Here is a 25,671-nt window from a genome sequence, read left to right on the forward strand (position 1 = left end):
ACCATGATGACAAGAACAAGCATGAGCAAGAACCTGATTGCCGCTGCGGCGGCCCTGATGCTGAGCGCTTGCGCGTCCATGGCGCCTGAGCACCAAAGGCCGGTGCCCGCCATGGCCGAGCAGTGGTCCAACTCGGCAGGCCCGGCGCAAGGCGTGGCCGCCAGTGATCTGGCCTGGCAGAGCTTTTATGCCGGCGACGCACGCTTGCAGGCCTTGATCCAGCTGGCGCTGGACAACAACCGCGATCTGCGCGTGGCTTTGCTGAACGTGGAGCAAGCGCGTGCTTTGGCGGGTGTTGCCGATGCCAATCGCTGGCCGACGGTGGGCGCCGGCGTGAACGCCAGCCGTCAGCCCGACGGCAAGGGCGGCAGCCAGAACAACTACCAAGCCGGTCTGCAAATCAGTGCCTATGAGTTGGATCTGTTCGGCAAGGTGAAGAGCCAAAGCGATGCCGCCACTGCTCGCTATCTGGCCAGCGCCGAAGGCAGCCGTGCGGCGCAGATCAGTTTGATCGCCGGTGTGGCCGCTGCGCACTTTGCATTGCAGGCCGATGAAGAACTGCTGGCCCTGGCCGCGCAAACCGCCAAGGCGCGCGAGGACAGCCTGCGTCTGACTCGTTTGCGCTTTGATGCGGGCGCCAGCTCTTCGCTCGAGCTGAACTCGGCAGAGTCCGCTGCCGCTTCGGCTCAGGCCAGCCTGGCGCAAGCCAAGCGTCAGCGCGAACTCAGCGAGAACGCCCTGGTGCTTTTGATCGCCCAGCCCTTGCCCAAGGACCTGCCCAAGGCGCAAAGCCTGGCGATGCAGCGCACGCCGGACTTGCCGGCGGGTCTGCCCTCTGAAGTCTTGGTCAAGCGGCCTGATGTGTTGCAAGCGGAGCAATTGCTGATCGCGGCCAACGCCAATATCGGCGCGGCGCGTGCGGCTTTCTTCCCGTCCATCAGCTTGACGACGAGTTTGGGTACGGCCAGCAGCGAGCTGTCCAATCTCTTCACCAACACGGTGTGGAGTGTGGCCGGCCAGGCCTTGATGCCCATCTTTGACGCAGGCCGCAACCAAGCCAATTTGCAGGCCAGCAAGGCGGCGCAAGGCATTGCGGTCGCGCAGTATGAGAAGACGGTGCAAACCGCCTTCCGCGAAGTGGCTGATGCCTTGGCAGGCAAGGCCACCTTCAGCGATCAACTGCAAGCGCAGACCGCCCAGGCTCGCGCCGAGGCCGAGCGCCTGAAGTTGGTGGAGCTGCGTTTCGCCAATGGCGCCTCCAACAGCCTGGAGCTGCTCGACGCGCAACGTGCGAGTTATGCCGCCCAGCAGGCCTTGCTGCAAGTGCGCTTGGGTCTGCTGCAAAACCATGTGCAGCTTTACAAAGCCTTGGGTGGAGGCTTGGCGAAGAGCTAAGGCCTAGTTTGCTCAGCAATGCAGGGCGCCGGTGTCGAAAGACACGGCGCCTTTTTTACTGCGACTTGACGTGCGCTATATGGTTTGGCGGTGATCAGGACGCTTGGGGGCTCTGCGCCGCTCCTGTCTGGTCCAGTGGCCCAGCCCTTCGCTAGGCTCAAGCCGTCCACAGGACGCCTTGAGTCCGAGCTCAGTCCCCCGCCGTCGCCTTGCAGGCGCCGGCTCCTCCTTTACCTCGCGGAATCACACCCCCGACGCCACTCGGCAGTTCCACCGGTGTGCGTCCGCGTCGAGGGAGCGCGGCCGTGTCGGATCAGGACGCTTGGGGGCTTTGCGGCGCGAGGTAAAGGAGGAGACCCGGGCTTAGCCCGGGGCGGGGGACAGGAGCGACGCAGAGCCCCCAAGTGGCCTGATCGCCGCCGATCAGCAAAGCAATCGCTGAGACCTGGATTTTGAAAGCCCGGGCCGGGGGCGATCAGCTAGTGAACGAGAGCAGCTTCAGTGCGCTCGCACCCAGGCCAGTCCCTCGGCAGTCGCGTAGCGAATCGCAGCACGTTGGCTGATGAATCGCGGTGTGAAGCGCATGACCCGGTCATGGCTGGCCATGCCGCGGCCAGAGCGGATAGAAACGGACGCGGCGTAGCTGCCGTCGTCCTGCGGTTTGATCATGGGTGAGACAAGATATTTGCCCACCTCAATGCTTTTTGTAGTTTGCATTTTTTTCAAAGAGGTGTGCGTCTTGACGCAGCGTTAGCGGTCCAGACGCGATTGGAGAAGGGCTTGTGCTGCCGCGAGTTGATCCGCTTGCTTGACGGGCAATAGCGGTCTTGACGCAGTGGATCGAGAGTCTTCTAGGCCTCTATCGATCACGGGGCTGGGCTTGGGTGCCCGGCTTGGCTTCGGGATGATGCGCGGCCGTGGCGGGCCGTCCCGGCTTGCCTGGGTGAGGCAAGGCATTTGCAGTGTGCTGGGTCAATCGATCGGCGCTTAAGGCGCGATGAATTGCCTAGCAATGTTTCTTATTCTTCTTTGGCCGACGCTCACGCGTCTAGCAAAAACAATGGGTTGACACTTGCGCGTCAACCCATCGGTTGGCAGCGCCACCAGGGCGCCGCCCGAGCTCAATTACAGAGCGCGGATGTTCGAAGCTTGCAGACCCTTAGGGCCTTGCTTGACTTCGAATTCAACCTTTTGGTTTTCGGCCAAAGTGCGGAAGCCGCCGTTGTTGCGGATTTCGCTGTGGTGAGCGAACAGGTCCTTGGAGCCGTCTTCAGGCGTGATGAAGCCGAAGCCCTTGCCGTCGTCGAACCATTTCACGGTGCCGGTTTGCATTGTTGTCATGATGTGTTCCTTTGGAAACAATTAAAAAAACACTCCGCGACGCGCACACAGGCGCGGCTCTGCGGAGACAGAAACACTCAAGAACAGTCAAACGGGGAGTTGAAACTGAAGCGAGCCCAAGTGCGTGTTGAAGCGAACTGTTGCGGTCGGGTGCGATGTGGACATCGAACCAGCCGCGGGGGCTGCAGATTGAAGACCTTGAAGAAACGGTCTTGTGCGTATCTATGCGGCTAATGTAACACATAAACGGAGCATCCGCGCGGCATCTATGGAGCCGAATAGAGAGTGCTCCTTGTTTTTCGACAACAAGGAGCAGCCGGCGCAGCGGAGATACTGAAGCGTCTTCAAAGAAAGGGGCTCTGCAATGAGGATTGATATCGGTGCCGGGGTGCGCTTGTTTGTGGACGTGGAAGGACCGGGCTTGGTGCCCGATGGGGCGGGCATGTGCGAGAAGCCGACCCTGATCTGCATGCACGGCGGCCCTGGTTTTGACCACAGTGCTTTCAAGCCTGGGTTTTCAGTGCTGGCCGATATCGCGCAGATCATTTACTACGACCATCGTGGTCACGGCCGCAGCGACGCGCGGCCTTCGTCTGAGTGGAATCTCGATACCTTGGCGGACGATGTGGTGCGCTTGTGTGATGCACTAGGCATCAGCAAGCCCATCGTGCTGGGCCAGTCTTTTGGTGGCTTTGTGGCGCAGCGCTATATCGAGCGTCATCCCGAGCATGCGGCCAAGGTGATTTTGTCCAGCACTTCGCCGCATATGGCGATGGAGCGCAAGCTGGCCATGTTTGAAAAGCGCGGCGGACCTGAGGCGCGTGAGGCCGCCCTGCGGTTTTGGTCCGATCCCACGCCGCAGCATTGGGCTGATTACTGGACCTCTTGCCGGCACCTCTACAACACCCGTCCGCCGCAGGATCCGCAGGCGGGTTCTCGCACCTTGATCCGCGAAGAGATCCTCTTGCACTTCGTCGCGGGCGAAAAGCAGGGTTTGAATTTGCTGCCCGGTCTCGCGCGCGCTCAGTGCCCGGTCTTGGTGATGGCCGGGGAGGAGGATCCGGTGTGTCCTTTGCAGGATGCGCAAGAAATTGCGGCCGCTTTACCGGCGCAATGGGCTCAGTTGGTGAGCTTTCCGGGCGTGGGCCACGGGGCTTGGCGAGATGACCCGCAAGCCGCTTTTGCGGCGCTGCGCCAATTCATTTTGGCTTGAGCGAGGGGCGCTCGCGCCCCTGCGACTCAGTTGCTGATCAGGGCGGCGAGTTCGCGCTCGACCAGGCTGGTGTCGCCTAGATTCATTTCGATCAGGCGGCGCAGATGGGTGATGCTTTCGATGTCGATACTGCGGCACAAAAAGCCGGCTTGCTCGCCTTCGACATGGGCCAGCTCGCCTGCCATGGCGATGATGGTGCTTTGATCCGTCAGCTTGACCTTCAGCAGGCAGGGCAGCCCCAAGGCCAGCTGTGAGGCGCCGGGCAGGCTCAGCAATGCGCCTTTCAGCGACAGGTCCAGCACCTTGGCATTCAAGTGCTCTTGGGTGGTGATCAGCTCGGCCTCGACTCCGAAGGCGACGCGGGCGAACTGGCGGCGTTCTGTATTGATGGCAAGCTCCTGATGCTTGGAATCGATGCTAGCAGAGGGCGGCAGTGCTGTCAGGCCTTCTTAGGCTGCATTACCGGTGTATATCGTGCTTTGATCGACGGCCTTTTGCAGCCGGACCGGTACGACGGCGTCCAGGCCCATGGACTCCAGCGTGTACCAGGCCGCCCGTAGATAAGCCGCCGTGGCTTGGCGGATTTCATTGCTCCCTGCAAAGGCGACGCAGGTGTGGGCTTGCATGTTGGGCAAGTAGCTTTTGTGCCGCTGAGCCGGGCTGCGTGCTTCCAGTACCGGCGCTTTGTAGCGCAGGGCGATGCGCGCCAGCTGGGTTTGAACCTCATCGCTTTGGGCGTGTTGCGGGCCGAGCAGTCGGGCCAGATCCCCCAAGACCTGTTCGGCTGCGGCGGCCAGCAAACGGGCGGCATAGTCGCTGCCGCCGGCCAGATAGTGCGCGGCAGCCAAGTCCGCATACTCCAAGGCCATGGCCAGTTGCGGCAGGTCGGTGTCTGTGCTGCTCATGTGTCGATGAAGTGAAAGCGAAAGCGATGGACTCGGTCTAGCAAGGCCTGCAAGTTTAGGAGGCTGGCGCCGGGGTGCCGTTCGTCAGTGTGTGCAGCAAGTCACGTCGTGCCGCTGCGCAAACAGTTGCCTCCTGACTGTTTGGCGGCGGCCAAGCCGCTTTCGGCCCTTTCGATCAGGCGCTTGGGCTCGTCGATGGGGCCGCGCCAGGCGCTCAGGCCCATGCTGAGGCTGCCGAGTTGCTGGCTGACCCAGGCGCAGCGGACGCGCTCGCACACTTTGCGCGCCGAGGGCAGATCCACATCGGGCAGTGCCAACAGCAAGCCATCGCCGCGCCCGCACTGCGCCAGCAGGTCATCGGGTCGGCATTGCAGGCGCAAGAGGGCCGACAAGCGGGCCAGAGTCTGCTCTGGCGTTGACGTGCTGTGGGCGTCCACACTGAGGGCGACCAGGCAAAAGTCGCTGCCCAATCGCGTCGGCTCTTGCAACCACGCGGCCAACTGATCGCCCAACTGATCGCGGGTCAACAGTTCGGGGGCCAGCGCCAAAAGACTGAGGCGATGAAACTGCTGGTAATGGCGCAAGGCGTTCGCCCAGTCGCCGGCTTGCTCGGCAAGCGCGCTGAGGGCTTCATAGTCATGTGCCAGTCGCACCAGTTGCTGGGATGAGCGGTGCGGCAGGGCTTCCAACAAGTCAATGTCACGCTGCAAGGCCGCTGGGCTTGAGGGCGCAACGCTGGGGTCTTGAGGGAGCAAGGAAGAGGGGGCTTGCATGCCGTGGCCGGTGTGTGAATGGGTGAATGATGGGGCAAGGGTACGCCACCAGCGCGAAGAGTATCGCTTTACAGCGTCGCTTGGGGCGGGGCTGCACTGTGGGTGACTGGGTTGCTGGGCAGTAGCAGCCGCACCATCGGCCCACCTCCCCCTCACGGTTGGCCAGTGCGATGCGACCGGCATGGGCTTCCGCGACTTCGCGTGCGGCGCCGAGTGTCCGCGGACATGGGTGGACATGCGCCGACAAGGCGAACGGACAGGCGCGCGCGGCCCAGGCCCGAGCTCAGCGCTTGGCGATGAGCTCGAACTCGATCAGCAATTCATCTTGCACGGCCAGCAAGCCGCCGGCGATTGAAAATGGCTGCAGGCCAAAGTCGCTCTGCCGCAGCACCAGTGCGCCTCTTGCTTGCAAGCTTTTGGTCTGCAGTTCGGTGTGCATGGCTAGCCATTGCTGGCGTCTTTGGCCGTGCAGTTCGATCTCCAGCAGCACGGCCAACTTCGGCGCTGCCCCGCGGATGGCCAGCGAGCGCAGCCGTACCCAAGGGTGCATCTCGGCTTGCAAGCCGGCCGCCCCCAGCATGTTCTGGCGCGTGGCCGCGATCGCCTCGGCCGATAAGGCGGAGGCCCAGCCCGGCCCCAGCGCCGCGCGCGCCGCCGCTTCGTCCAAGACCAGTTCATCGAGCCGAAAGGCCAGCTCGAAGGCGGTGCCCTGCACATCGTCTTCGGGTTGGAGTGGCGCCAGGACCAAGCCCTGCAGGCCCGGCACGCTCAGCACATGGTTGTGGCCCAGCCGCGCCGCCCGCCCACCACGAAAGACATGGATGCGCACCGACGAGGCCGCCGCGTCAATCGCCAGCAACTGCTCGGGCTTTGCCTGTGCTTGTTGTCGCAAACCGGCAAAGTCGGCAGGCCAGGGCCGATCGGGGCTGTAGATCGCCGACTTGGGGCTCGGCTCGGCCTTGATCGGGTCGGGTGCAGCGGCGCAGCCGGCCAAGACCAGCCCGCTGATCAGCAGCGCCAGGGCGGGCCGCAGGCTCGGAGAAGTCATCCGGGTCCTTGTTGTTGGAAAATGAGCCACAGAATATGTCTCAATTTTGACAGCCAGGGCGACACATGCTGAACTAGCATGAAGCCAAAACAATCGCCCCATTCCATTGGAGACTCTTATGGCCGCCAGCCCTTTTCGACCCGCCATTGATTTGATGGCTCAATACGCCAGCTATCACCGCGATCGCCGCAATATCGTGACCCACTTTGTCGGCATTCCCTTGATCGTCTTCGCCATTGGCGTTTTGCTGGCGCGTGCCGAGCTCAGCGTCGGAGGGGTTTCGTTGACGGCCGCCTGGGTGCTTTGGGGTCTCAGCACGGCCTGGTACCTCACCCGGGGTAATTTGGTTTTGGGCTTGGCCGTCAGCTTGGCCAACGGTGTGTTGATGGCGCTGGCCGAGCCCTTGGCGGCAGGCACCCTGAGCAGTTGGTTGAGTTTTGGGCTGGGCAGTTTTGTGCTGGGCTGGGTGATCCAATTCATCGGCCACTATTACGAGGGCAAAAAGCCAGCCTTTGTGGATGACTTGGTGGGCCTGCTGGTTGGGCCCATGTTTGTGGTGGGCGAGGCGCTGTTTTCGCTGGGTTGGGGACGCGAGTTCTTGCGCGAGATCGAACGCCGCGCCGGCCCCACCCATTTGCGCGACCTTGCCCATCCTGCCGCTTGAGGGCTGAGCCTTCAATCAGCGGGCTTGCCATGCTGCGCCCCCGCCGGGGCTTGCCATGGCGGCCTTGAAGGTCTGGGTGATGGGCGCCGGCTCGGTCGGCTGCTGTGTGGGCGCAAGCCTGGCCGCTGCGGGTCTGCAAGTCCACTTTGTGGGGCGGCCACGGGTGTTGCTAGCCTTGCGCGCCAAAGGCTTGCGTTGGAGCGATCTGGACGGGCGACATCAGCATCTGTCCGCCGAAACCCTGCATCTGCATGAAGCCCTGCCGGCCGGGCCGAGCCCCGATGTCACGCTGCTGTGTGTGAAAAGCGGTGCCACCGCCGAGGCGGCTGCTCAGTTGGGCGCGGTGCTGCCGGTGGGCGGCTTGGTGCTGTCCCTGCAAAACGGCATTGCGAATGTCGAATGTGGTCGGCAAGTGGCACCGCACCTGGACTGGCGCGCCGGCATGGTGCCCTTCACAATGTGGCCGAGCTGGGGCCGGGGCGTTTTCATCGTGGTACCCAAGGGGCGCTGGTCGTGCAAGGGCAGAGCCGCGAGCTGCCTTTGTTGGCGCTGCAGAAGGCTTGGGCGAGTCAGGGTTTGGCCCTGGAATTGCTCGCCGACCCCAAAGACATGCGGGCCTTGCAATGGGGCAAGCTCTTGCTCAATTTGAACAACCCGGTCAATGCCCTGTCGGGGCTGGCCTTGCGCGCGCAATTGTTGCAGCGTGGCTATCGGCGCTGCCTGGCGGCCTTGCAACAAGAGGCCTTGGATGTGCTTGCGGCCGCCGGTTTGGTGCCTGCGCGTCTGACCCCTTTGCCGCCGCGCGGGCTGCCCGGTTTGTTGCGACTGCCGACGCCGCTGTTTCGCCTGCTGGCGGCGCGCATGTTGAAGATCGATGCCCAGGCCCGCTCCAGCATGGCCGATGACCTGGCCTTGGGCCGCGTAACCGAAATCGACGCGCTGTGCGGCGAGGTGCTCCGCTTGGCCGCGCAACTGGGCCGATCGGCGCCGCTGAATGCGCGCATGCAGGCCTTGGTTCAGGCGTGGCCGCAGCGCCAAAACCCCTATGGGCCCGAGGAATTGTGGGCAGCCCTAACACAGGCTTGAGTCGCCTTGAAGCCTGCGTCAAAAGATCTTTTTTTGCCGCCCAAGTCTGACCAAAGTGCGGCCCTAGAGGCGCAGCGTTTCCAGACTCAGCCTGTGAGCACCTGCTCACAAGAGAGGCTGTCGCCGAGGCTGCTGATCGGCTGATAGCGTGTTCGCTCTGAGCCAGGTCAAGCGGCGCTCGCTAAGATGCCAGCACCATCGCGCACCGACCCAGATTCAGCCTTTTGCGGAGACCTGCATGACCTCGCCCAGCCCTGCCAAGAACGCATCCGAACTTGCCTTGCAAGGGGATATTTTCAGCAGCCCCAGCCCGCGTGTGGCGCTCGCGCCGGCCTCGGCTTTGCCGGCTCAAGAAATCAGCGCCGAGGTGCTGCTGGAGAAATACGCCAAGGGCGAAGAGCAAACGCTGGATGAGTTGCGTCAGCGCATAGCCCGCGCCTTGGCCCAGGCCGAGGCGCCGGAAGCGCGTGCCGAGTGGGAAGCGCGCTTTCTGGATGCGCAGCGGCGCGGCTTTGTGCCAGCAGGTCGCATCAATTCGGCTGCAGGCACCGATTTGTCGGCCACGCTGATCAACTGCTTTGTGCAGCCGGTGGGCGACTCCATCGCCTCCGATGAAGACGGCCACCCCGGTATCTACACCGCCCTGACCGAGGCGGCCGAAACCATGCGGCGCGGCGGCGGTGTGGGTTATGACTTTTCGCGCATTCGCCCGCGCGGCGCCTGGGTTGGCTCGACGCAAAGCAGTGCCTCGGGCCCGGTCAGCTATATGCGTGTGTTTGACCGCAGCTGCGAAACGGTGGAGAGCGCCGGCAGCCGGCGCGGTGCGCAGATGGGCGTGCTGCGTTGCGATCACCCCGATGTGGAAGAGTTCATCCACGCCAAGGACAAGGGCGATCTGAAGAACTTCAATATCTCGGTGGGCGTGACCGATGCCTTTATGCATGCGGTGGAAGCTGACGCTGAGATTGAGCTGACTCACAAGGCCGAACCCGGCCAGAAGCAGCGCGCTGCCGGCGCTTACCAGCGCGGCGATGGCTTGTGGGTCTACCGCAAGCTGCGCGCACGCGAGCTCTGGGATCAGGTCATGCGCTCCACCTATGACCATGCCGAGCCGGGCGTGCTGTTTCTGGATCGCATCAACGCCGACAACAATCTCTACTACTGCGAGGCGATTGCCGCCACCAACCCCTGCGCCGAGCAGCCGCTGCCCCCCTATGGCTGCTGCTGCCTGGGTTCGGTCAATCTGACCACCTTTGTGCGCGACCCCTTCGGCCCGAACGCCAGCTTCGATGAAGAGGGCTATGCCGAGGTCTGCCGCGTCGCCACCCGCATGCTGGACAACGTGCTCGATGTGACGCCCTGGCCGCTGCCCGCGCAGCAGCAAGAGGCGCGCAACAAGCGCCGTGTCGGCTTGGGCTTTACCGGTCTGGGCGACACCTTGGTGATGCTGAACCAGCGCTACGACACCGAGGCGGCTCGCGATGTGGCACGTCGTTTGAGCGAAGTGATGCGCAACGCGGCCTATGAGGCCTCGGCCGATCTGGCCCTGGAGCGTGGCGCCTTCCCGCTCTTCAATGCCGATCTGTATTTGTCCGGCGGCAACTTTGCCTCGCGCTTGCCGCAGGGTTTGAAAGACAAGATCCGCGTGCAGGGCTTGCGTAACTCGCATCTGCTGTCGATTGCGCCCACAGGGACCATCAGTCTGGCCTTTGCCGACAACGCGTCCAATGGCATCGAGCCCGCCTTCAGCTGGAGCTACACCCGCAAGAAACGCATGGCCGATGGCAGCTACAAGGAATACGCCGTCGAGGATCATGCTTGGCGCTTGTATCGTCATCTTTTTGGCAGCGATGCGGCGCTGACGCCTGCCTTCGTCACCGCGCTGGAATTGAGCGCGGCCGACCATTCGGCCATGGTGGAGGCGGTAGCGCCTTTTGTGGACACCTCGATCTCCAAGACGGTCAATGTGCCAGCCGACTATCTGTACGAGGACTTCCAAGACCTCTACACCCAAGCGTGGAAGAGCGGGCTGAAGGGCTTGGCCACTTACCGGCCCAACAGCATTCTGGGCTCGGTGTTGAGTGTGGAACCAGCGGCGGTGCAAAAGCCCGAGCCGCTCAAGCCGGTACCGGCGGACGGCAGCAACCAGCGCATGTTGGTGTCGCGTCTGCCGAATGCGGTGCTGGCCTCGCTGCGCTGGCCCAGCCGCCCCGAGTTGCCCGGCGGCAACCCGGCTTGGAGCTACATGATCCGGCACCCGCATGGGGACTTTGCCCTCTTCGTCGGCGAGTTGCCGGCGGTGGGGCCGGATGCCGGGCTGTTCGGCAAGAACCTGCCGTTTGAGGTTTGGGTCAATGGCGCCGAACAGCCGCGCGGCTTGGCTGCCGTGGCCAAAACGCTGTCGATGGATTTGCGCACCAATGATGCGGCTTGGCTGCGTCTGAAGCTGGATGCCTTGGCGACGGTCGCGGAAGAGCGCGCTTTCGAGATGCCGATGCCGCCGGGTGGCGAGTCGCGCCTGTTCCCCGGTGTGGTGGCGGCCACGGCGGCCGTCATCCGCTGGCGCTGCGAGCAGCTCGGGGCCTTGCAGGAGGGCGGGGCCACGCCGGTGATGGATGCGATGTTCAGCCGCGAAGAGCCGCGCACCAGCACCATGGGCACCCTGGCCTGGGCGGTGGATGTCGACAATCCGGCCACAAACGAACAATTCACACTGACCCTGAAAGAGGTCAGCCTGCCGAGGCCCGACGGTGGTTTTGTCACCCGACCTTGTGCCATGGGCTTCTCGGGCAACTACCCGAAGGCGCTCGACGGTATGGCGCGATTGCTGAGCCTGGACATGCGCGTGATGGACCCGGCCTGGATCGGCATGAAGCTGCGCAAGCTGCTCAATGTGGGCGAGCCGCTGGGCCACTTCATGGCGCCGGTGCCGACCCTCACCGGCGAACGCCGCCAGCAAATCTGGCCCTCGACCGTGGCCTATGTGGCGCGCTTGATCATCCATCGCTATGCCATGCTGGGTGTGCTGGATGAGCAGGGCTTGCCCTTGGTGGAGATGGGGCTGTTGCAGGCGCCGGCGGCTAAGGCCAAGACCGGCGCCAGCGTTGCCGCGATGGCCGGCAAGCCCTGCCCTGAATGCGGCAATAGCACCATGATCCACAAAGACGGCTGCGATTTCTGCACCGCCTGTGGCTATGTGGGGCAGTGCGGTTGAATCCAACAGGCCCTGAGTCCATGTCTAAGTCGGATGCCATGTTGCCCGCGCTGCCCGTCCAGGCGCATATGTCCGAGCGCGTATCGAACGCCTTGCTCGGCTTGATCGGCAGCCGGCCCGAGTCCAAAGCGACGGCGCGGGCCACACTCTCTTTGGCGGCGCAGGCGGCACAGGTCGCCGCTCACGATGCGGCCAAGAAAGCGGCGATGGCGGCCGGTGCCTTGGCACTCCCGCCCGGGCCCTTGGGCTGGCTGACCATCGTGCCCGAGATGGCTGCGGTCTGGCGGATTCAGTCGCAGCTGGTGGCAGATATTGCGGCCCTCTACGGTCGTACCGCCGAGTTAGGCCAGACGCAGATGCTGTACTGCCTGTTTCGCCACACGGCGGCCCAAGCGGTGCGGGATTTGGCGGTGCGTGTGGGTGAGCGCATGCTGGTGCGTCCGGCCACCACGGCCTTGATGCAAAAAGTGGTGGGCGCAGTGGGCGTGCAACTGAGCCAAAAAGTTTTGGGCAAGAGCGTGTCGCGCTGGGTGCCCATGGTGGGCGCGGCCGCGGTCAGCGCCTATGCCTACTACGATACCCAGCAGGTGGCCAAGGCGGCCATCGAGATGTTCGAGCGCGAACAAATCATCGAAAACCCCGACTGAGTGAGCGTGAATCTGGCGCTGTCGGGCGCTTTTTGATACTTACCGGCGCTTACACTTGGGCAACAGCCGAGACCGCCGCAAGCCCTCATGAGTCCGCCCCCCATTCTTGATGTTGAAGCCTCCGGCTTCGGGCGCGGGAGTTATCCGATCGAGATTGGCTTCGTTGACTCGACCGGCGCGGCCTTTTGTTGCCTGATTCAGCCGGAGCCCGAGTGGCAGCATTGGGCTGCATCCGCCGAGTCGCTGCATGGCATCACCCGCGAGATCCTCAAGCGCCATGGCAAGCCGCCCTTGTGGGTGGCTGAGCAGATCAACCGCCGTCTGGCGGGGCAAACGGTGTATTGCGACGCTTGGGGCCATGACTATCCCTGGCTGTGCCGCTTATTTGACGCGGTCGAGATGACACCCAGTTTCCGCCTCGCCGATATGCGCTCGCTGCTCAGCGAAGCGGAGGCCGAGTTGTGGCATGCGGTGCTCGATCAAGTTCGCGCCGAGATGCAGTTGCGTCGCCACCGCGCGAGCAGCGATGCCATGGTCTTGCAACTGACTTTGCAAAGGGTCAAGCAAGCCCAGGCCCAGGCCCAGGCAATGCGCGGTGCGGCTTGATGCCCGGCGGCTGAATCAGAGTTCTGGCACGCTTCCTCTTGCGCAACTGCGGCCCGCGCGTTTGGCTTCATAGAGCTGAGCGTCAGCCACCTCGATCAAGGACTCCAGTTCGGCCTCGGCACCGTGGCGCACGCAGAAGCCAACGCTGACGCCAATGTGCAGCTCCAGGGTGTCGATCATGAAAGGCAGGCCGATGGCGTGCACGATCTTGTGTGCCACAACCGCGGCATCTTCGGCTTGATGAATGGTCGACAGCAGGACGGCAAATTCGTCGCCGCCGATTCGTGCAATCAGGTCTTGCGGGCGTAAAGCGTTGCGGATACGCCCGGCCACAGCCCGCAGCAGCGCATCGCCCACCGGGTGGCCATGCTGGTCATTGACGGGCTTGAAGCGATCCAAATCCAGATAGAGCAAGGCGACCAGATGCTGGCTTTCCCTTGCCAGCTCGATCTGCTCGCGCACATGCAACTCGAAGCCAGCGCGATTGAGCAGATGGGTCAAGGGGCAGGTCATTGAGGCGTCCCGCAGGCGCTGCTCCTCGCGCTTGACCGCTGTGATGTCGCGGGCAATGCAGATCACGCCCTCAATCTGGCTGCCTTCGGTGTGTAGCGGTGCGAACTGCACCTCAAACACCTGTTGCTCCTCGCGCTCGCCGTACTCGCGTTCGACAACGACGGTTTCTCCCGTCATGGCGCGCTGGATGCTTTCGCGGTTGGATTCATAACCGGCTTCGTTTAGCATGTGCCGCAGGGGCTTGCCGATCCAGGCTTGAGGGTCGATCTTGAACTTTCGCTGATAGGCCTGATTGATGAAGAGCAGGCGCTCTTTTAGATCGATCACCGAGATCATCGCGTCCGAGGTGTGGGCGATGGCGGCCAGAATCGTTTCGCTACGCTGCCGCTCTCTTTGGGCCTGCAACTCTTGGCTGATGTCGCGAAGAATCACCGACAGCGTGCTGGTCTGGTCGCTGGCGCCGCGATGCCGCAGCACCGTGCAATCGCATTCCAGGGTCTGGCCTTGGTCGTCAATCAGGGTGCGGCGACCTTTCCACTGGCCTTGCTGGCTGGCGCTGAGGGCGAGTTGCTCTTGGAAGTCCTGCAGCGTTTCTTCATGGAGGAAGCGCTTGAAGTCAATGCTGCTCACGGCGGCATCGGCGGCCACGCCGAAACGCGCGCGGGCAGAGGGATTCAGATAGGTCAGGTTGCCCCGGTGGTCGAACTGGGCCACGAACTCGGGCGTTAGGTCGAGGATGGCGTTGAGGGTTCGCACGGCGCTTTGCTGCGCAGCCAGTTCGGTGATGTCTTCAACCGTCCCCACCTGACCCAAGAGCCGACCGTCCACACGTAATGGCGCGCTGCGCACAAACAGCAGGCGCGTCTCGCCGTCGCGGCGGGTGATGCGACCGGCCTTCCTGAAGGACTCGCCCTTGGCCACTGATTCTTGCCACCTGGCCTTGGCCGACTCGCGGTGTTGCTCCGCGGTGACCTGCAACCAGCCCCAGGCTTTCTCCTCCGGGCGGAGGGTCTGTAGATCCAGATAGGTCTGGTTGCAATCGATCACCTCGCCCCGTGGATTGCAGCGAAACAGGCCCAGTGGCGAGGCATTGGCCGCTGCCGCTTGCAGGGCTTCTTCGACGCGTGCGCGCTTCCACAGGCGCGCCAGCATCCAGGTCAAGGCCAAAGCGGCCGCGCTGACCAGGGCACTGAAGAGCAAAACGGCGCGTCGTTGTTCGACATAGTCCGCCAGCACCGCCCCTTCGGCTTCTGAAATCAGCAGCTTGACGCCGTAGCCCTCCAACGCTCGAAAGGCCCCGATGCGCCGAATGCCATCGGTCGCGCTGCCGTCGGTGACGAACCAGCCCGAGGGCCCGTTGAAGGCTTCTCGGCGACCGGGCGCAGATTTGGCAAACACATCGCGCCCGACGAAGTTGGGTAACTCCGGGACGCGCGACAGGGCCACGCCGTCGCCACGCAGCAGGGTCACGGCGCCGGCATGGTCTTGGGCGAAGAGTTGATGGATCTGCCCCAAGCGCCGCAGATCGATCAGAGCCAGTGCAAGCTCCAGCCCCTCGGTGGGCGCACTCAGTCGCATGGCGAGCGGCAACATCAAGGGCGTGCCTTCCCGAAGCCTGAAGGGCACGCCGATATGCAGCCCCTCGGTCGAAGGCAGTCGCATCAATTCAAACAACTCTTGCCCGGCCACGCTGGCATAGGCTTGCCCATTGATCGAAGGGATGCGATAGACCTGGGCCTGTTGATCGACCAACATGACGTCCATCAAGCCACGAGAACCTTCGCGAAGGGTCTCGGCCAACTGCGCCAGCGATACATCTTGCAAAGCGGCCTTGCGCCCGCGGGTCAGCAGCCAGAGATCGATGGTTCGCAGACTGTCTTCCGCATGGTGCAACACGGTGGCCGTCTGAACGGCAGCGGTTTCGGTATCGCTGGCCAATTCTTGCCGCTGCCGGCTGAGCAACTCCTCCGGGTAGACCCAAACAAACCAAGCGACAAGACTCCATAGCAAGAGCAGCACCAGTCCAATGGCAGCAAAGGGGCCGAAGCTCTCAAGGCGGCCCTGCCGGGTGAACATGCCGGTGTCGGACGGGGTGGAGGGTTCGGTTTCGATCATTCAGGAGTCAGCATTGCGGGCTTGGGCCGATTTGACTTGGGACAAGTCGAGCGTGGCCGCTGGCAGTGATGATGATGCCAAATTCCTAAGCTAGGAGCTGACCATGATCAAGAAAATTCTTTTGCCCACCGATGGTTCAGAAACTGCGGGTCGGGCGGCGCAGATGGCTGTGGATCTGGCGCAGCGCTATCACGCGACGCTGGAGATTGTCAGCATCATTGATCCCATGCCCTTTGTGTCGTTTTCTGGGGGGGAGGCCTTGTCCTTCTATCTGGATGCCGCCGAGAAGGCCGCCGCTGAAGGCATTGCCCGCGCCGAAGGGATTGCCCGAGTCGGCGGTGTCGAGTTTGCCAGCCGGGTTCTGCGTGAGCATGGGCCGGCTCAGTCCATCTGTGCCTATGCACAAGGCAATGCTTGCGATTTGATCGTGATGGGCTCGCATGGCCGCCGCGGTCTGGATGCGGTCCTTTTGGGCAGCGTGGCGCAGAAGGTGCTGACCTTGGCGACGCCGCCAGTTTTGGTGGTCAAGTAAGCCCATCGCGTTGATGAGCCTGCGGCTGCTTCAGGTCCTCCGCGTCCCTGATCGGTTCGCAAGCGGGGGCGGCGGACTCGGCGCTGGATCATGAGCGGCCACCACAAGGCGCCCAAATCCCATCCCTTGCATCAGGCGACCGTGCGTCAGCGTCGGCGCGTTGGGGCGCCGCCGCATGGCGTGGCCCATCACAGGCGAGGCATCTCGCAGCGCTTTGAGCGTATCCGCAGCGCCGGTGCCGGGGCTTGGGCTGCGTTTCTGGCGGTTCTGGGCCCCGGGCTTTTGGCGGGTCTGTCGGATGATGATCCGGCCGGCATTACCACCTACTCCGTCCTGGGGACGGACTTTGGCTATCGCCTGCTCTGGATCGTGCCCGCATCGACGCTGCTGCTGGTGCAGTTTCATCTGCTGGCGGTGCGCATTGGCGCGGTCACCGGCCTGGGTTTCGTGGGGGCGATTCGGCAGCGCTGGGGCAAGGGCATGGCCTACCTGGCCGTCTTGGGCCTGCTGCTCGCTAACTTCGGCACCATCTGCGCCGAGTACGCCGGCATTGCCGCGGCTGGCTCGCTGATTGGCATTCCGAACTGGCTGAGCACGCCCATCGCTGCGGTCTTGATCTCGCTGCTGGTGGTGCTGGGTTCTTTCCACCGGGTCGAGCGGGTCTTGTTGCTGATCTCCTCGACGCTGGCGCTCTATATCGTGGACGGCATTCTGGCTGCGCCGGACTGGGGCTTGGTCTGGCATCACTCGCTCGTGCCGCATCTGCCCGAAAGCCCGGCCGGCTGGGTGGTGATTGCTGCCACTTTGGGCACGACCCTGGCGCCTTGGGGCCTGGCCTTCATTCAGTCCTATGCGGTGGACAAGAAAATCAGCGTGGCGCAGCTGAGGTGGGAACGCGTCGACGTGGTGATCGGCTCGGTCTTGACCGGGGTGATTGGTCTGGCCATCGCGGTGGCCTGCGCGGCCACCTTGCACCGCGCTGGCGTGCACATCCAAGATGCCAGCGATGCCGCTGCAGCGCTGCGGCCGTTGGCCGGCCAGTTTGCCACCGTGCTCTTTGGTGCCGGGCTCTTGGGTGCATCCTTGTTGGCGGCGGCCATCGTGCCTTTGGCAACGGCTTACTCCATCGCCGAAGGGGTTGGTGAACCCGCTTCCTTGGATCTGGACTCACGCCACTTCCAATGGTTTTACGCCGCCTTTGTCGGTCTGACGGTGGCCGCTGCTGCTGTGGTCTCGCTGCCGGGCCTGCCTTTGATTCCGCTGATCTACAGCAGCCAGGTCATCAATGCAGTGCTGCTACCGCTGCATGTGATCGCGCTGCAATTGCTGGCGCGGGATGCGGGGGTGATGGGCGAGGCGCGCAGTGGCTGGCTGTCCAGCCTGGCGGCTTGGATCAGCATCGGCCTGATCTGCGCTTGCGTGGCGGCCTTGGCGGCCAGCGAACTGGGTCTGTTGGGTCGCAGTTAGGTTTCGGCTTGGTCAGCCGCTGCGGCGGACAGCGCTTTCAAGCAAGCGATGCACAGGCAACTGCTGTACTCTGCCGCCAATTGCTGGCGCAAGGCGGGGCTCAGATGCAGGTCAAAGCAGTCGCAATGCGCGTCGGCGGCGCCGCAATGAAAGCTGCCGCCGCAGCGTGGGCAACGGTCGTCCAGTACTGGATTCAAGGCTGAAGAGTCGTTCATACGAACAAGCCTCGGTGCTGCTCGCGCAGCAGGTTTTTTTGCACCTTGCCCATGGCATTGCGCGGCAACTCGCTCACCACAAAGATCTGCTTGGGCACTTTGAAGCCGGCGATCTGGCGCTTCAGCGTGGCGATCAGGGCGGCGCCGTCCACCTGTGCGCCCGCTTGGGCCACCAACACGGCCACCACCGCCTCGCCAAAGTCCGGGTGCGGTACGCCGACCACAGCCGACTCGGCCACGCCCTCCATCTCGTTCAAAAAGGACTCGATCTCGGCCGGGTAGACATTGAAGCCGCCGGAGATGATCAGGTCTTTGCTACGCCCGACGATGGTCAGGTAGCGCTGCGCATCGAAGCGGCCGACATCGCCGGTTTTGAACCAGCCATCGGCGGTGAACTCTTCCTGAGTTTTTTCGGGCATGCGCCAGTAGCCGGCGAAGACATTCGGCCCACGCACCTGCACATGGCCGATCTCCTCGCTGGCGCAGGGCCGGCCTTCGTCATTGACGACACGGATCTCCACGCCGGGCAGGGCCGGGCCCACGGTGCCGCCGATGCGCTCGCCGTCCAGTGCGCGGCAGGGGTTGGAGCTGAGCATCAGCGTTTCGCTCATGCCGTAGCGCTCCAGAATGGTGTGGCCTGTGCGGGTCTGCCAGTCGCTGAAGGTGTCGATCAGCAAAGGCGCCGAGCCGCTGATGAACAAGCGCATGTGGCGGCAAGCCTCGGAGCTGAGCGCGGGCTCGTTGAGCATGCGCACATACAGCGTGGGCACGCCCATGAAGACGCTGGCCTCGGCCAAGCGACGGATCACCGCACGCGGCTCGAACTTGGCGAACCAGATCATCTTGGCGCCGGCCAAGAGCGCGCCGTGTGAGGCGACAAAGAGACCGTGCACATGAAAGATCGGTAGTGCATGGATCAGCACATCGTCGCTGCGCCAAGCCCAAAAGTCCTTCAGCATTTGCGCATTGCTGAGCAGATTGCGGTGGCTCAGCATCGCGCCCTTGCTGCGCCCGGTGGTGCCGCTGGTGTAGAGGATGGCAGCCAAATCGTCCGGGGCCTTTTCCGCCACGGTGTGCTGGTCACTCATCTGCGCGGCGCGGTCCAAGAGGCTGCCGCTGCGGTCGTCGTTGAGCGTGAACACATAGCGGGTGCCCGCCAAAAAGGCGAGCTTGGAAACCCAGCCGAAATGCTGGCCTGAGCAAACGAGCACGGCGGGCTCGGCGTTCTCGATGAAGTAGCTCAGCTCGGCCGCCTGGTAGGCCGGGTTCAGCGGCAGGTAGACATAACCGGCTCGCAGCACGGCCAGATAGAGCATCAAGGCTTCGACGCTCTTCTCCGTCTGCGCGGCGATACGGCTGCCGGGCGGCAGGTCCAGCGAGACCAGCAGATTGGCCAGCATGGCGGTGCCGCGCTCCAGATCGCGCCAGCTGTAGCGCAGCTCCGCGCCGTCTGCGCATTCGATGGCGCAGGCGTCCAGATCTTGGGGGAAGGCCGATTGCAGGGCGGCGAAGAGATTGGCGTTCATGGCGGGAAGCGAAAGGTGTTCTGTGCTTTGGCAATGGGTTTCAGCCCCGATTGTGTCTCCAAGCGTGGGGGCGCCAGGATGCTGACTTCGGGATTCAGCGGAGCGCGCTTTGCGAGGGCGCTGCTACATTGCGCTGGCCTGCATGTTTGCTTTGCTCGACTCACTTCGCGAGGCTGCCTCTGATCATGGATTCCACCTCTGGCTTGCCACAGCTGCCCTTTGACGTCGATGGTGTTTTGCGCCTGGCGGCGCAGTCCATGTTTGACACCTTTGCCCGCAGCACCGAGGGCATGTTGGTGGTGGACCGGGCGCACCGCATCGTCTGGATGAGCGAGGGCTATCAGCGCCTCTTGCCGGCCCTGGGCTTTGCCGATGTGCGCGAGATCATCGGCCGCCGGATCGTCGAGGTGGTGCCCAACTCCTTGATGCCCCAAGTGGTGGACAGCGGGCAGGCCATCTTGGTGGATCTGCTCAGCAACAAGGCGGGCACCTTCTTGGTCAGCCGCTTGCCGCTGCGCAATCCGCAGGGTGAGGTGGTGGGCGCCGTGGGCCTGGTGCTTTTGGATCACCCGGAGACCACCATGCAGCCGCTGATGGGCAAGTTCGCGGCGCTCCAAAATGAGTTGTGCGAGGCCCGGCAACAACTGGCCGCGCAGCGCCGCCCCAAGCACACGATTGCCAGCTTCATCGGCAGCAGCCCGGCGGCCATGGAGGTCAAGCGCCAGGCGCGGCGGGTGGCGCAGACCGACGCCAGCGTGCTGCTGCTGGGTGAAACCGGCACCGGCAAGGAGTTGCTGGCCCACGCCATCCATGCAGCTTCGCGGCGCGCCCACAAGCCCTTGGTGAGCGTCAATATCGCCGCCGTGCCGGACAGCTTGTTGGAGGCCGAGTTCTTCGGCGTCGCGCCGGGCGCCTACACCGGCGCCGAGCGCAAGGGCCGCGACGGCAAGTTCAAGATCGCCGATGGCGGCACTCTGTTTCTGGACGAGATCGGCGATATGCCGCTGGCGCTGCAAAGCAAGCTCTTGCGGGTTTTGCAGGAGCAGGAGTTGGAGCCGCTGGGCAGCAATCAGGTTGTGCAAGTGGATGTGCGGGTCATCGCCGCCACCAGCCGCGATCTGGCGGCGATGGTGGCGGCCGGGCAGTTCAGGGCGGATCTGTATTACCGCTTGAGTGTGGTGCCCATCCATGTGCCGCCGCTACGTGAGCGCGCGCAAGACATCGAGGTCTTGGTCGATGCCATTGGCGAAGACATCGCCCGGCGCAGTGGCCTGCCCCATAAGCTCTTGAGCCCGGGCGCCTTGCGCTGGCTGGCCGAGCAGCCCTGGCCGGGCAATATCCGCGAGTTGCGCAATGCGCTGGAGCAGGCCACCTTGATGAGCGATGAGGCCGAGCTGAGCGAAGCCTGCTTTGCCGCTTTCTCTGCCTCAGCCGCGACCTGCCGTTTGCAGACGGGCGGCCCGGCTTCCTCGCCGTCCGTGCCACCCGCTGGGTGTGTTGGCGATGCCTCCTTGCGGGCCTTGCCTGAGCTGATCGACCGGGTCGAGCGTGAAGCCATCGCCAAGGCACTCAGCGCCACGGCGGGCAATCGTGTGGCGGCTGCACGGTTGCTGCAGATCTCGCGTGCGTCGCTGTACCAGCGGCTGGCGCGCTGGCCGGAGCTGGCGCAAGATTCTTTTGCTGTCTGAAAAACAGACAGTGCCCAAAAGACAGACAGTCTTGACTCTAGGGGTGTCTGAAATCCGAGCGACTCCGGACTCGGCGGCGCCGTCTTGCTGTGCCGTTATGGTGCAGATGCGGCAGGGCGCCGTCCTGTCATCTGTTTGTCACCGCTGAAGCTCAGTGTTTGCACCAGGACAGCGCTCTGAGGCACGCTCTTTGCGTGCAAGCAGCATGGTCGCGCCGCCCAGACGCCCTTTCTTGGGGCCGTCTTGGGCGCTCTGATTTTCTTGAAACCCTGATGAGGAGCACGCTGTGAAGATGAGTCCATCGCATTTCTCCCGCGCCCAGACTCGCCAAGGCGGACGTCTGATCCCGCTGAGTCTTTTGGCCCTTGCGGCTTTGGCCGCTTGCTCCACGAGCGACGAGTCGATCGAGATCAATCTCAAGCCCGACTTCCTCGTCAGCATGAAGTCCAGCGACTATGACGGCAACAGTGACGATCTCTTGACCGCGGGCTTGGGCAAGACGGGGCTGGCCGCTGCAGTCCCGCCGGCCTATGCCGACCCGCTCAAGCCCACCGCGGCCGAGCTGCGACGCAGCGCCATTCACACCAATTACCGAGCCATCGTCGACATGACGGCCAACGGCGGCTACGGCCTGCTGTACGGGCCGAATGTAGGCCTCGATGGCACCGTCGGCAGCGGTGAGGGCAAGATTGCCGGCACCGAAGTCATCGGAGTCAGCGACGATGGCAGCGGCGAGCGCAATGTGACCTTGATGGTGCAAGTGCCAGCCAACTTCAATCCGGCCGACCCTTGCATCATCACCGCCACCTCCAGCGGCTCGCGCAGCATGTACGGCGCCATCTCCACCGGTGAATGGGGCCTGAAGAAGGGCTGCGCCGTGGCCTATGCCGACAAGGGAACCCATGCGGCAGGACATGATTTGGCCAGTGACACCGTGCCTCTGGTGGATGGCACCCGAAGCACCGCCGCCGCGGCGGGGAACACGGCCGCATTCAAGGCGAAGTTGAGCACCGCGGAACTCGCTGCGATCAATGCCGCTACGCCCAATCGTCTTGCCTTCAAGCATGCGCACTCGCAGCGCAATCCCGAGAAAGACTGGGGCACCTTCACCCTGCATGCCGTGCAGTTTGCGTTCTATGTGTTGAATGAGAAGTACGGTGAATCGCTCAGCGATGGCAAGAAGAAGGTCGTGATCAAGCCTAGCAATACGCTGGTGATCGCCTCCAGTCTGTCCAACGGTGGCGGCGCCGCGATTGCCGCCGCTGAAATGGACAGCGCCGGCCTGATCGACGGCGTGGCGGTCTCCGAGCCAGCGGTGCAAATGCCCAGCAGCTTGTCCGTGTCAGTGCAGCGCGGCAGCACAACGCCCAAGACCTTTGGTAAGCCGCTTTATGACTACATCACCCAGGCCAATCTGTTCCAGAACTGCGCCGGCTTGGCGACCGCTGGCTCGCCTGGCGCGGTGGGTGCCTACGCGGCCTGGAACGCGAATCGCTGTGCGGCGCTGAAGGCTAAGGGCTTGATCAGCGGCAACAACACCGCCGAACTGGCGGCCGACGCCTTGCAAAAGTTGCGTGACCACGGCTGGGAGGCCGAGTCCGACGCCTTGCACGCTTCGCACGCCGATTACGAGGTGCCGGCGGCTGTTGCGGCCACTTACGCCATGGCCTATTCACGCGCCAGCGTGAAGGACAAGCTCTGCGGCTATGGCTTTGCCGCAGCCACGGCGGCGGGCTTGCCAACCGTGGTGGCACCGGCCGCCCTGGCCGATATGTTTGCCAAAGGCAATGGCGTGCCGCCCTCGGCCGGTGTCACGCTGATCAACGAGAACGCCCTTGGCGGCCCGGCCCGCAATCAATTCTCGATTTCGGCCAGCAACACCGTGCCGGACTTGAATGCCGATGGCGCCAAATGCCTGCGCGACTTGCTGACCGGCACCGATGCCGCAGCCCGCGCGCTGCAAACCGGTGTGGACGAAACCCGCCGCAATGGCAATTTGCGGGGCCGCCCGGCCGTCATCGTGCATGGCCGCAATGACGCCTTGCTGCCAGTGAACCACACCTCGCGGCCCTATACCGCGCTGAACAAGACGGTGGAGGGCGCGGCCAGCCAGCTCAGCTATATGGAGGTCACCAATGCCCAGCATTTCGACACCTTCATCGGCCTGCCTGCTGCGCTACCGGGCTACGACAGCCGCTACATCCCGCTGCATGTGTATCTGAACCGCGCCCTGGATGCGGTCTATGACAAGCTCAAGACCGGCAAGTCGCTGCCGCCCAGCCAGGTGGTGCGCACCACACCGCGTGGCGGCGCACCGGGCTCAGCGCCGGCCATCACCGCGGCTCATGTGCCTGCATTTGCAGCAACGCCGGCGGCGGCCGACGCCATCACCATGAGCGGCAATACCTTGCGCGTGCCGGACTGAGCTTGCATCTAGGCGTGACGGGGCCCCCTGTGGATCCCGTCTGTCGGGCTGGGCTCGGTCTTGCCTTGCCTTTGCTTTGCCTTTTCTTTGCGAGATGGCTCGGGGCCGCACTGTTGTCGCGCGCAGGTGAATATTGCCGCCCGCGTCGAGCGCGGTTCTCAGCCGCTCAAGCCGGGCAGCTGCAGCCAGCGAGCCAAGCGTTCCTTCAAGGCAATGAAGTCCAAGGGCTTGGTCAGATGCTCATCCATACCGGCAGCCAGGCTGGCGGCGATATCGCTTTCAAGCGCATGAGCGGTCAAGGCCAGGATCGGGAAGCTGGGCATGGTGCCGCTGCGCTGCAATTCACGCAGACGGCGGGTGCATTCCAGGCCATCCATGCCGGGCATCTGGATGTCCATCAAGACCAGGTCGGGCGCTTGGCTATGACACAGATCGAGGGCCTCCAGCCCATTCTTGGCCAGACGGCTTTGCAGTCCCATCAGGGCGAGAAACTCCAAGGCCACGACCTGGTTGATGTGGTTGTCTTCGACCAAAAGAACGACAGGGGTGGCTTGAGCCGCGCCCGCGCTTGGCGCTTCCTTCTCTTCGGGCGGCTGGTCGCTGCCGATGGGGGCGCTGCTGATCGCGTACCGAGGGTTCTGCAGGGGCAAGCTGCGGTCAGCGTCAGCGCCTACTGAGCTGTTTGTGATCATCCTGCTCCCCCTCCAGACTGCAAAACAAGGCCGGTGATGTCAGCGGCGAGCCATATCAACAGATGGCTGCGCCGACTCCCCCTCGATGCCTTCAACGATTGTTCGACTTCAACTGCTGGGCCCTATCGCCGCCTTGGTCTGCGTGAGACCGGGCGCGTGAAGATCGGGCCAAACCCTGCGGGTCGCTTGTGCGGCGGAAGTGGATCGGCATTGTTGCCGCTGATGCGATCCTGCGCAATCAAGAATCGCAGGAATCGCCTCCGCATGGGCATGCCCCCTCAAGTCCGGGCTTGACCGGCGTGAAACCGATAGTTGCCGCGGCCTCTGCCTTCAAACCGCTGTGGCCTGTGTTTGCATCGCTGAAACTGGCGCCGGCTCAGCCCTACTGACAGCTTTGGGGCGCCCGCTCCCTAGAATGTCCGCTCCCAGCGCAGCAGCAGGCACTCCTCTATGTCCTCCGAAGGCACCATCCGCATCCGCGGCGCCCGTCAACACAATCTGAAGAATCTTGATCTGGACCTGCATACGGGGGAGTTGACCGTTGTGACCGGGCCCAGCGGTTCCGGCAAGTCCAGCCTGGTGTTCGACACGCTGTACGCTGAAGGTCAGCGCCGCTATGTCGAGACCTTCTCGGCCTATGCGCGCCAATTCCTGGACCGTATGGACCGCCCGGCGGTGGACAAGGTCGAGGGCGTGCCGCCAGCGATTGCCATCGACCAGACCAACCCGGTGCGCACCAGCCGGTCCACGGTCGGCACCATGACCGAGCTGAACGACCACCTTAAGCTCTTGTTTGCCCGCTCGGCCCAGCTCTTCGACAAGCAGACCGCCCAGGCGGTGCGCCACGACACGGCGCAGACGATTTATCTGGAACTGCTGGAGCGCACCAAGGAGCAAGACCCTCGCATCGTGCTGACCTTCCCGGTCGAGCTGCCGGCCACGACCAGCAGCGAGGAAGTGACGCAGTGGCTGTCGGCCAGCGGTTTCACGCGCGTGCAAGCCGAGCGTGAAGTGGCCACGCCCACCGGCCCGCGCAAGCTGCTGGATGTGGTGGCGGATCGCTTCCGCCTGCAGGGCGCCGACAAGCAGCGCGCCATGGAAGCGATTGAGCTGTGCCTGAAGCGCGGCAGCGGCCGTCTCAATGTCTATGTTCTTCCGGCAGAAGACGGTGACGCCGTCCTGTGGCGTTACTCCACCGGCCTGCATTGCCCCGACAGCGATCTGCGCTACCAGGAGCCGCAGCCGGCACTTTTCTCGTTCAACTCCGCCATGGGCGCTTGCGAGACCTGTCGGGGCTTCGGTCGCGTGATCGGCGTGGACCTGGGCCTGGTGATCCCGGACGAGAAGAAGACCTTGCGCAATGGCGCGATCAAGACGCTCTCCACCCCAGCCTGGAAGGACAGCCAGGACGATTTGCTTCGCTATGCCGGCGAGGCTGGCATCCCGCGCGACACGCCCTGGAACCAGCTCTCGCAGGCCCAGCGCGACTGGGTGATCCACGGCTCGCCGAACTGGACCGGCAACTGGAACAAGCAGTGGTACGGGGTCATGCGCTTCTTCGAGTACCTGGAGAGCAAGGCCTACAAGATGCACATCCGGGTGCTGC

Annotated in this window: 21 protein-coding genes and 2 pseudogenes; 13 read left to right on the top strand and 10 right to left on the bottom strand. The window is 63.6% G+C overall.

What is annotated here, in order from left to right; genetic code table 11:
• Window positions 1–3 precede the first annotated feature (3 nt).
• Window positions 4–1,395, top strand: a complete 1,392-nt coding sequence (locus ACOVRJ_RS13545; RefSeq protein ID WP_422044376.1) for an efflux transporter outer membrane subunit — start codon at window positions 4–6, stop codon at window positions 1,393–1,395.
• A gap of 498 nt (window positions 1,396–1,893) precedes the next feature.
• On the opposite strand, the gene ACOVRJ_RS13550 is transcribed toward ACOVRJ_RS13545, so the two are convergent.
• Window positions 1,894–2,112: a hypothetical protein gene (locus ACOVRJ_RS13550; protein ID WP_339597183.1), complete on the bottom strand. Its 219-nt coding sequence runs from the start codon at window positions 2,110–2,112 to the stop codon at window positions 1,894–1,896.
• 408 nt (window positions 2,113–2,520) lie between these two features.
• The gene (locus ACOVRJ_RS13555) at window positions 2,521–2,727 is read right to left on the bottom strand and encodes a cold-shock protein (RefSeq protein ID WP_058720877.1); all 207 of its coding nucleotides are present in this window, start codon (window positions 2,725–2,727) and stop codon (window positions 2,521–2,523) included.
• Between the two features lie 373 nt (window positions 2,728–3,100).
• On the opposite strand from ACOVRJ_RS13555, the gene ACOVRJ_RS13560 reads away from it, so the two are divergent.
• Entirely contained in the window at window positions 3,101–3,949 is an 849-nt protein-coding gene (locus ACOVRJ_RS13560; RefSeq protein ID WP_422044377.1) for an alpha/beta fold hydrolase, read from the top strand.
• Window positions 3,950–3,975: 26 nt separating this feature from the next.
• Here ACOVRJ_RS13560 and ACOVRJ_RS13565 read toward each other — a convergent pair whose 3' ends face one another.
• The 4 genes from ACOVRJ_RS13565 to ACOVRJ_RS13580 form a co-directional block, all read right to left on the bottom strand.
• Window positions 3,976–4,383 (bottom strand): PilZ domain-containing protein, encoded by a 408-nt coding sequence (locus ACOVRJ_RS13565; protein ID WP_422044395.1) that lies wholly within the window; start codon window positions 4,381–4,383, stop codon window positions 3,976–3,978.
• Window positions 4,384–4,398: 15 nt separating this feature from the next.
• Window positions 4,399–4,854 (bottom strand): hypothetical protein, encoded by a 456-nt coding sequence (locus ACOVRJ_RS13570; RefSeq protein ID WP_422044378.1) that lies wholly within the window; start codon window positions 4,852–4,854, stop codon window positions 4,399–4,401.
• A gap of 101 nt (window positions 4,855–4,955) precedes the next feature.
• Window positions 4,956–5,627: a GGDEF domain-containing protein gene (locus ACOVRJ_RS13575; RefSeq protein ID WP_422044379.1), complete on the bottom strand. Its 672-nt coding sequence runs from the start codon at window positions 5,625–5,627 to the stop codon at window positions 4,956–4,958.
• Window positions 5,628–5,910: 283 nt separating this feature from the next.
• Window positions 5,911–6,675 (bottom strand): hypothetical protein, encoded by a 765-nt coding sequence (locus tag ACOVRJ_RS13580; RefSeq protein WP_422044380.1) that lies wholly within the window; start codon window positions 6,673–6,675, stop codon window positions 5,911–5,913.
• A gap of 118 nt (window positions 6,676–6,793) precedes the next feature.
• Here ACOVRJ_RS13580 and ACOVRJ_RS13585 point away from each other — a divergent pair, with 118 nt between their 5' ends.
• The 6 genes and pseudogenes from ACOVRJ_RS13585 (at window position 6,794) to ACOVRJ_RS13610 (ending at window position 12,892) form a co-directional block, all read left to right on the top strand.
• A complete protein-coding gene (locus tag ACOVRJ_RS13585) occupies window positions 6,794–7,339 on the top strand; it encodes a DUF962 domain-containing protein (RefSeq protein WP_422044381.1) in 546 nt (181 codons plus the stop codon).
• A 79-nt stretch (window positions 7,340–7,418) separates the two neighbouring features.
• Window positions 7,419–7,727: pseudogene (locus ACOVRJ_RS13590) on the top strand (2-dehydropantoate 2-reductase N-terminal domain-containing protein); the annotation flags it as partial.
• Between the two features lie 11 nt (window positions 7,728–7,738).
• Window positions 7,739–8,425, top strand: coding sequence for a ketopantoate reductase C-terminal domain-containing protein (locus tag ACOVRJ_RS13595; RefSeq protein WP_422044382.1), 687 nt, complete (start codon window positions 7,739–7,741; stop codon window positions 8,423–8,425).
• A 238-nt stretch (window positions 8,426–8,663) separates the two neighbouring features.
• Complete coding sequence (locus tag ACOVRJ_RS13600) at window positions 8,664–11,639, top strand: adenosylcobalamin-dependent ribonucleoside-diphosphate reductase (protein WP_422044383.1); 2,976 nt, start codon at window positions 8,664–8,666, stop codon at window positions 11,637–11,639.
• 20 nt (window positions 11,640–11,659) lie between these two features.
• Window positions 11,660–12,286, top strand: a complete 627-nt coding sequence (locus tag ACOVRJ_RS13605; RefSeq protein WP_422044384.1) for an EcsC family protein — start codon at window positions 11,660–11,662, stop codon at window positions 12,284–12,286.
• 87 nt (window positions 12,287–12,373) lie between these two features.
• A complete protein-coding gene (locus ACOVRJ_RS13610; RefSeq protein WP_422044385.1) occupies window positions 12,374–12,892 on the top strand; it encodes a hypothetical protein in 519 nt (172 codons plus the stop codon).
• Window positions 12,893–12,907: 15 nt separating this feature from the next.
• On the opposite strand, the gene ACOVRJ_RS13615 is transcribed toward ACOVRJ_RS13610, so the two are convergent.
• Entirely contained in the window at window positions 12,908–15,520 is a 2,613-nt protein-coding gene (locus tag ACOVRJ_RS13615) for a diguanylate cyclase domain-containing protein (RefSeq protein WP_422044386.1), read from the bottom strand.
• Between the two features lie 103 nt (window positions 15,521–15,623).
• On the opposite strand from ACOVRJ_RS13615, the gene ACOVRJ_RS13620 reads away from it, so the two are divergent.
• Together ACOVRJ_RS13620 and ACOVRJ_RS13625 are read left to right on the top strand one after the other, a co-directional pair.
• Window positions 15,624–16,052 carry a universal stress protein gene (locus ACOVRJ_RS13620; protein ID WP_422044387.1) on the top strand — a complete coding sequence of 143 codons (429 nt, stop codon included), beginning with the start codon at window positions 15,624–15,626 and terminating at the stop codon, window positions 16,050–16,052.
• A gap of 90 nt (window positions 16,053–16,142) precedes the next feature.
• Window positions 16,143–17,519, top strand: a complete 1,377-nt coding sequence (locus ACOVRJ_RS13625) for an NRAMP family divalent metal transporter (protein WP_422044388.1) — start codon at window positions 16,143–16,145, stop codon at window positions 17,517–17,519.
• Here ACOVRJ_RS13625 and ACOVRJ_RS13630 read toward each other — a convergent pair.
• Window positions 17,516–17,734, bottom strand: a complete 219-nt coding sequence (locus ACOVRJ_RS13630) for a cysteine-rich CWC family protein (protein ID WP_422044389.1) — start codon at window positions 17,732–17,734, stop codon at window positions 17,516–17,518. The two genes, ACOVRJ_RS13625 and ACOVRJ_RS13630, sit on opposite strands and share 4 nt — an antisense overlap.
• On the bottom strand, window positions 17,731–19,260 hold the full coding sequence (locus ACOVRJ_RS13635; RefSeq protein WP_422044390.1) for a malonate--CoA ligase: 1,530 nt from the start codon (window positions 19,258–19,260) through the stop codon (window positions 17,731–17,733). The genes ACOVRJ_RS13630 and ACOVRJ_RS13635 overlap by 4 nt, the downstream gene beginning before the upstream one ends.
• Window positions 19,261–19,445: 185 nt before the next feature.
• Between ACOVRJ_RS13635 and ACOVRJ_RS13640 the strand changes: the two genes are divergently transcribed.
• The gene (locus ACOVRJ_RS13640; protein ID WP_422044391.1) at window positions 19,446–20,948 is read left to right on the top strand and encodes a sigma-54 interaction domain-containing protein; all 1,503 of its coding nucleotides are present in this window, start codon (window positions 19,446–19,448) and stop codon (window positions 20,946–20,948) included.
• A gap of 292 nt (window positions 20,949–21,240) precedes the next feature.
• Window positions 21,241–23,373, top strand: coding sequence for a 3-hydroxybutyrate oligomer hydrolase family protein (locus ACOVRJ_RS13645; protein WP_422044396.1), 2,133 nt, complete (start codon window positions 21,241–21,243; stop codon window positions 23,371–23,373).
• Window positions 23,374–23,531: 158 nt separating this feature from the next.
• Here ACOVRJ_RS13645 and ACOVRJ_RS13650 read toward each other — a convergent pair whose 3' ends face one another.
• Complete coding sequence (locus ACOVRJ_RS13650; protein WP_422044392.1) at window positions 23,532–24,065, bottom strand: response regulator; 534 nt, start codon at window positions 24,063–24,065, stop codon at window positions 23,532–23,534.
• Window positions 24,066–24,515: 450 nt separating this feature from the next.
• On the opposite strand from ACOVRJ_RS13650, the pseudogene ACOVRJ_RS13655 reads away from it, so the two are divergent.
• A pseudogene (locus tag ACOVRJ_RS13655) lies at window positions 24,516–25,671 on the top strand (excinuclease ABC subunit A); the annotation flags it as partial.

This window comes from Roseateles sp. (assembly GCF_049240545.1).
In the GTDB taxonomy this organism is placed as follows: Bacteria; Pseudomonadota; Gammaproteobacteria; order Burkholderiales; family Burkholderiaceae_C; genus Paucibacter_A.

Bases quoted from the DNA above. Each gene is read 5' to 3' on its own strand.
- ACOVRJ_RS13545 (WP_422044376.1), top strand. From the start codon at position 4: ATGATGACAAGAACAAGCATGAGCAAGAACCTGATTGCCGCTGCGGCG.
- ACOVRJ_RS13550 (WP_339597183.1), bottom strand. From the start codon at position 2,112: ATGCAAACTACAAAAAGCATTGAGGTGGGCAAATATCTTGTCTCACCC.
- ACOVRJ_RS13555 (WP_058720877.1), bottom strand. From the start codon at position 2,727: ATGCAAACCGGCACCGTGAAATGGTTCGACGACGGCAAGGGCTTCGGC.
- ACOVRJ_RS13560 (WP_422044377.1), top strand. From the start codon at position 3,101: ATGAGGATTGATATCGGTGCCGGGGTGCGCTTGTTTGTGGACGTGGAA.
- ACOVRJ_RS13570 (WP_422044378.1), bottom strand. From the start codon at position 4,854: ATGAGCAGCACAGACACCGACCTGCCGCAACTGGCCATGGCCTTGGAG.
- ACOVRJ_RS13575 (WP_422044379.1), bottom strand. From the start codon at position 5,627: ATGCAAGCCCCCTCTTCCTTGCTCCCTCAAGACCCCAGCGTTGCGCCC.
- ACOVRJ_RS13580 (WP_422044380.1), bottom strand. From the start codon at position 6,675: ATGACTTCTCCGAGCCTGCGGCCCGCCCTGGCGCTGCTGATCAGCGGG.
- ACOVRJ_RS13585 (WP_422044381.1), top strand. From the start codon at position 6,794: ATGGCCGCCAGCCCTTTTCGACCCGCCATTGATTTGATGGCTCAATAC.
- ACOVRJ_RS13595 (WP_422044382.1), top strand. From the start codon at position 7,739: ATGTGGTCGGCAAGTGGCACCGCACCTGGACTGGCGCGCCGGCATGGT.
- ACOVRJ_RS13600 (WP_422044383.1), top strand. From the start codon at position 8,664: ATGACCTCGCCCAGCCCTGCCAAGAACGCATCCGAACTTGCCTTGCAA.
- ACOVRJ_RS13605 (WP_422044384.1), top strand. From the start codon at position 11,660: ATGTCTAAGTCGGATGCCATGTTGCCCGCGCTGCCCGTCCAGGCGCAT.
- ACOVRJ_RS13610 (WP_422044385.1), top strand. From the start codon at position 12,374: ATGAGTCCGCCCCCCATTCTTGATGTTGAAGCCTCCGGCTTCGGGCGC.
- ACOVRJ_RS13615 (WP_422044386.1), bottom strand. From the start codon at position 15,520: ATGATCGAAACCGAACCCTCCACCCCGTCCGACACCGGCATGTTCACC.
- ACOVRJ_RS13620 (WP_422044387.1), top strand. From the start codon at position 15,624: ATGATCAAGAAAATTCTTTTGCCCACCGATGGTTCAGAAACTGCGGGT.
- ACOVRJ_RS13625 (WP_422044388.1), top strand. From the start codon at position 16,143: ATGAGCGGCCACCACAAGGCGCCCAAATCCCATCCCTTGCATCAGGCG.
- ACOVRJ_RS13630 (WP_422044389.1), bottom strand. From the start codon at position 17,734: ATGAACGACTCTTCAGCCTTGAATCCAGTACTGGACGACCGTTGCCCA.
- ACOVRJ_RS13635 (WP_422044390.1), bottom strand. From the start codon at position 19,260: ATGAACGCCAATCTCTTCGCCGCCCTGCAATCGGCCTTCCCCCAAGAT.
- ACOVRJ_RS13640 (WP_422044391.1), top strand. From the start codon at position 19,446: ATGGATTCCACCTCTGGCTTGCCACAGCTGCCCTTTGACGTCGATGGT.
- ACOVRJ_RS13645 (WP_422044396.1), top strand. From the start codon at position 21,241: ATGAGTCCATCGCATTTCTCCCGCGCCCAGACTCGCCAAGGCGGACGT.
- ACOVRJ_RS13650 (WP_422044392.1), bottom strand. From the start codon at position 24,065: ATGATCACAAACAGCTCAGTAGGCGCTGACGCTGACCGCAGCTTGCCC.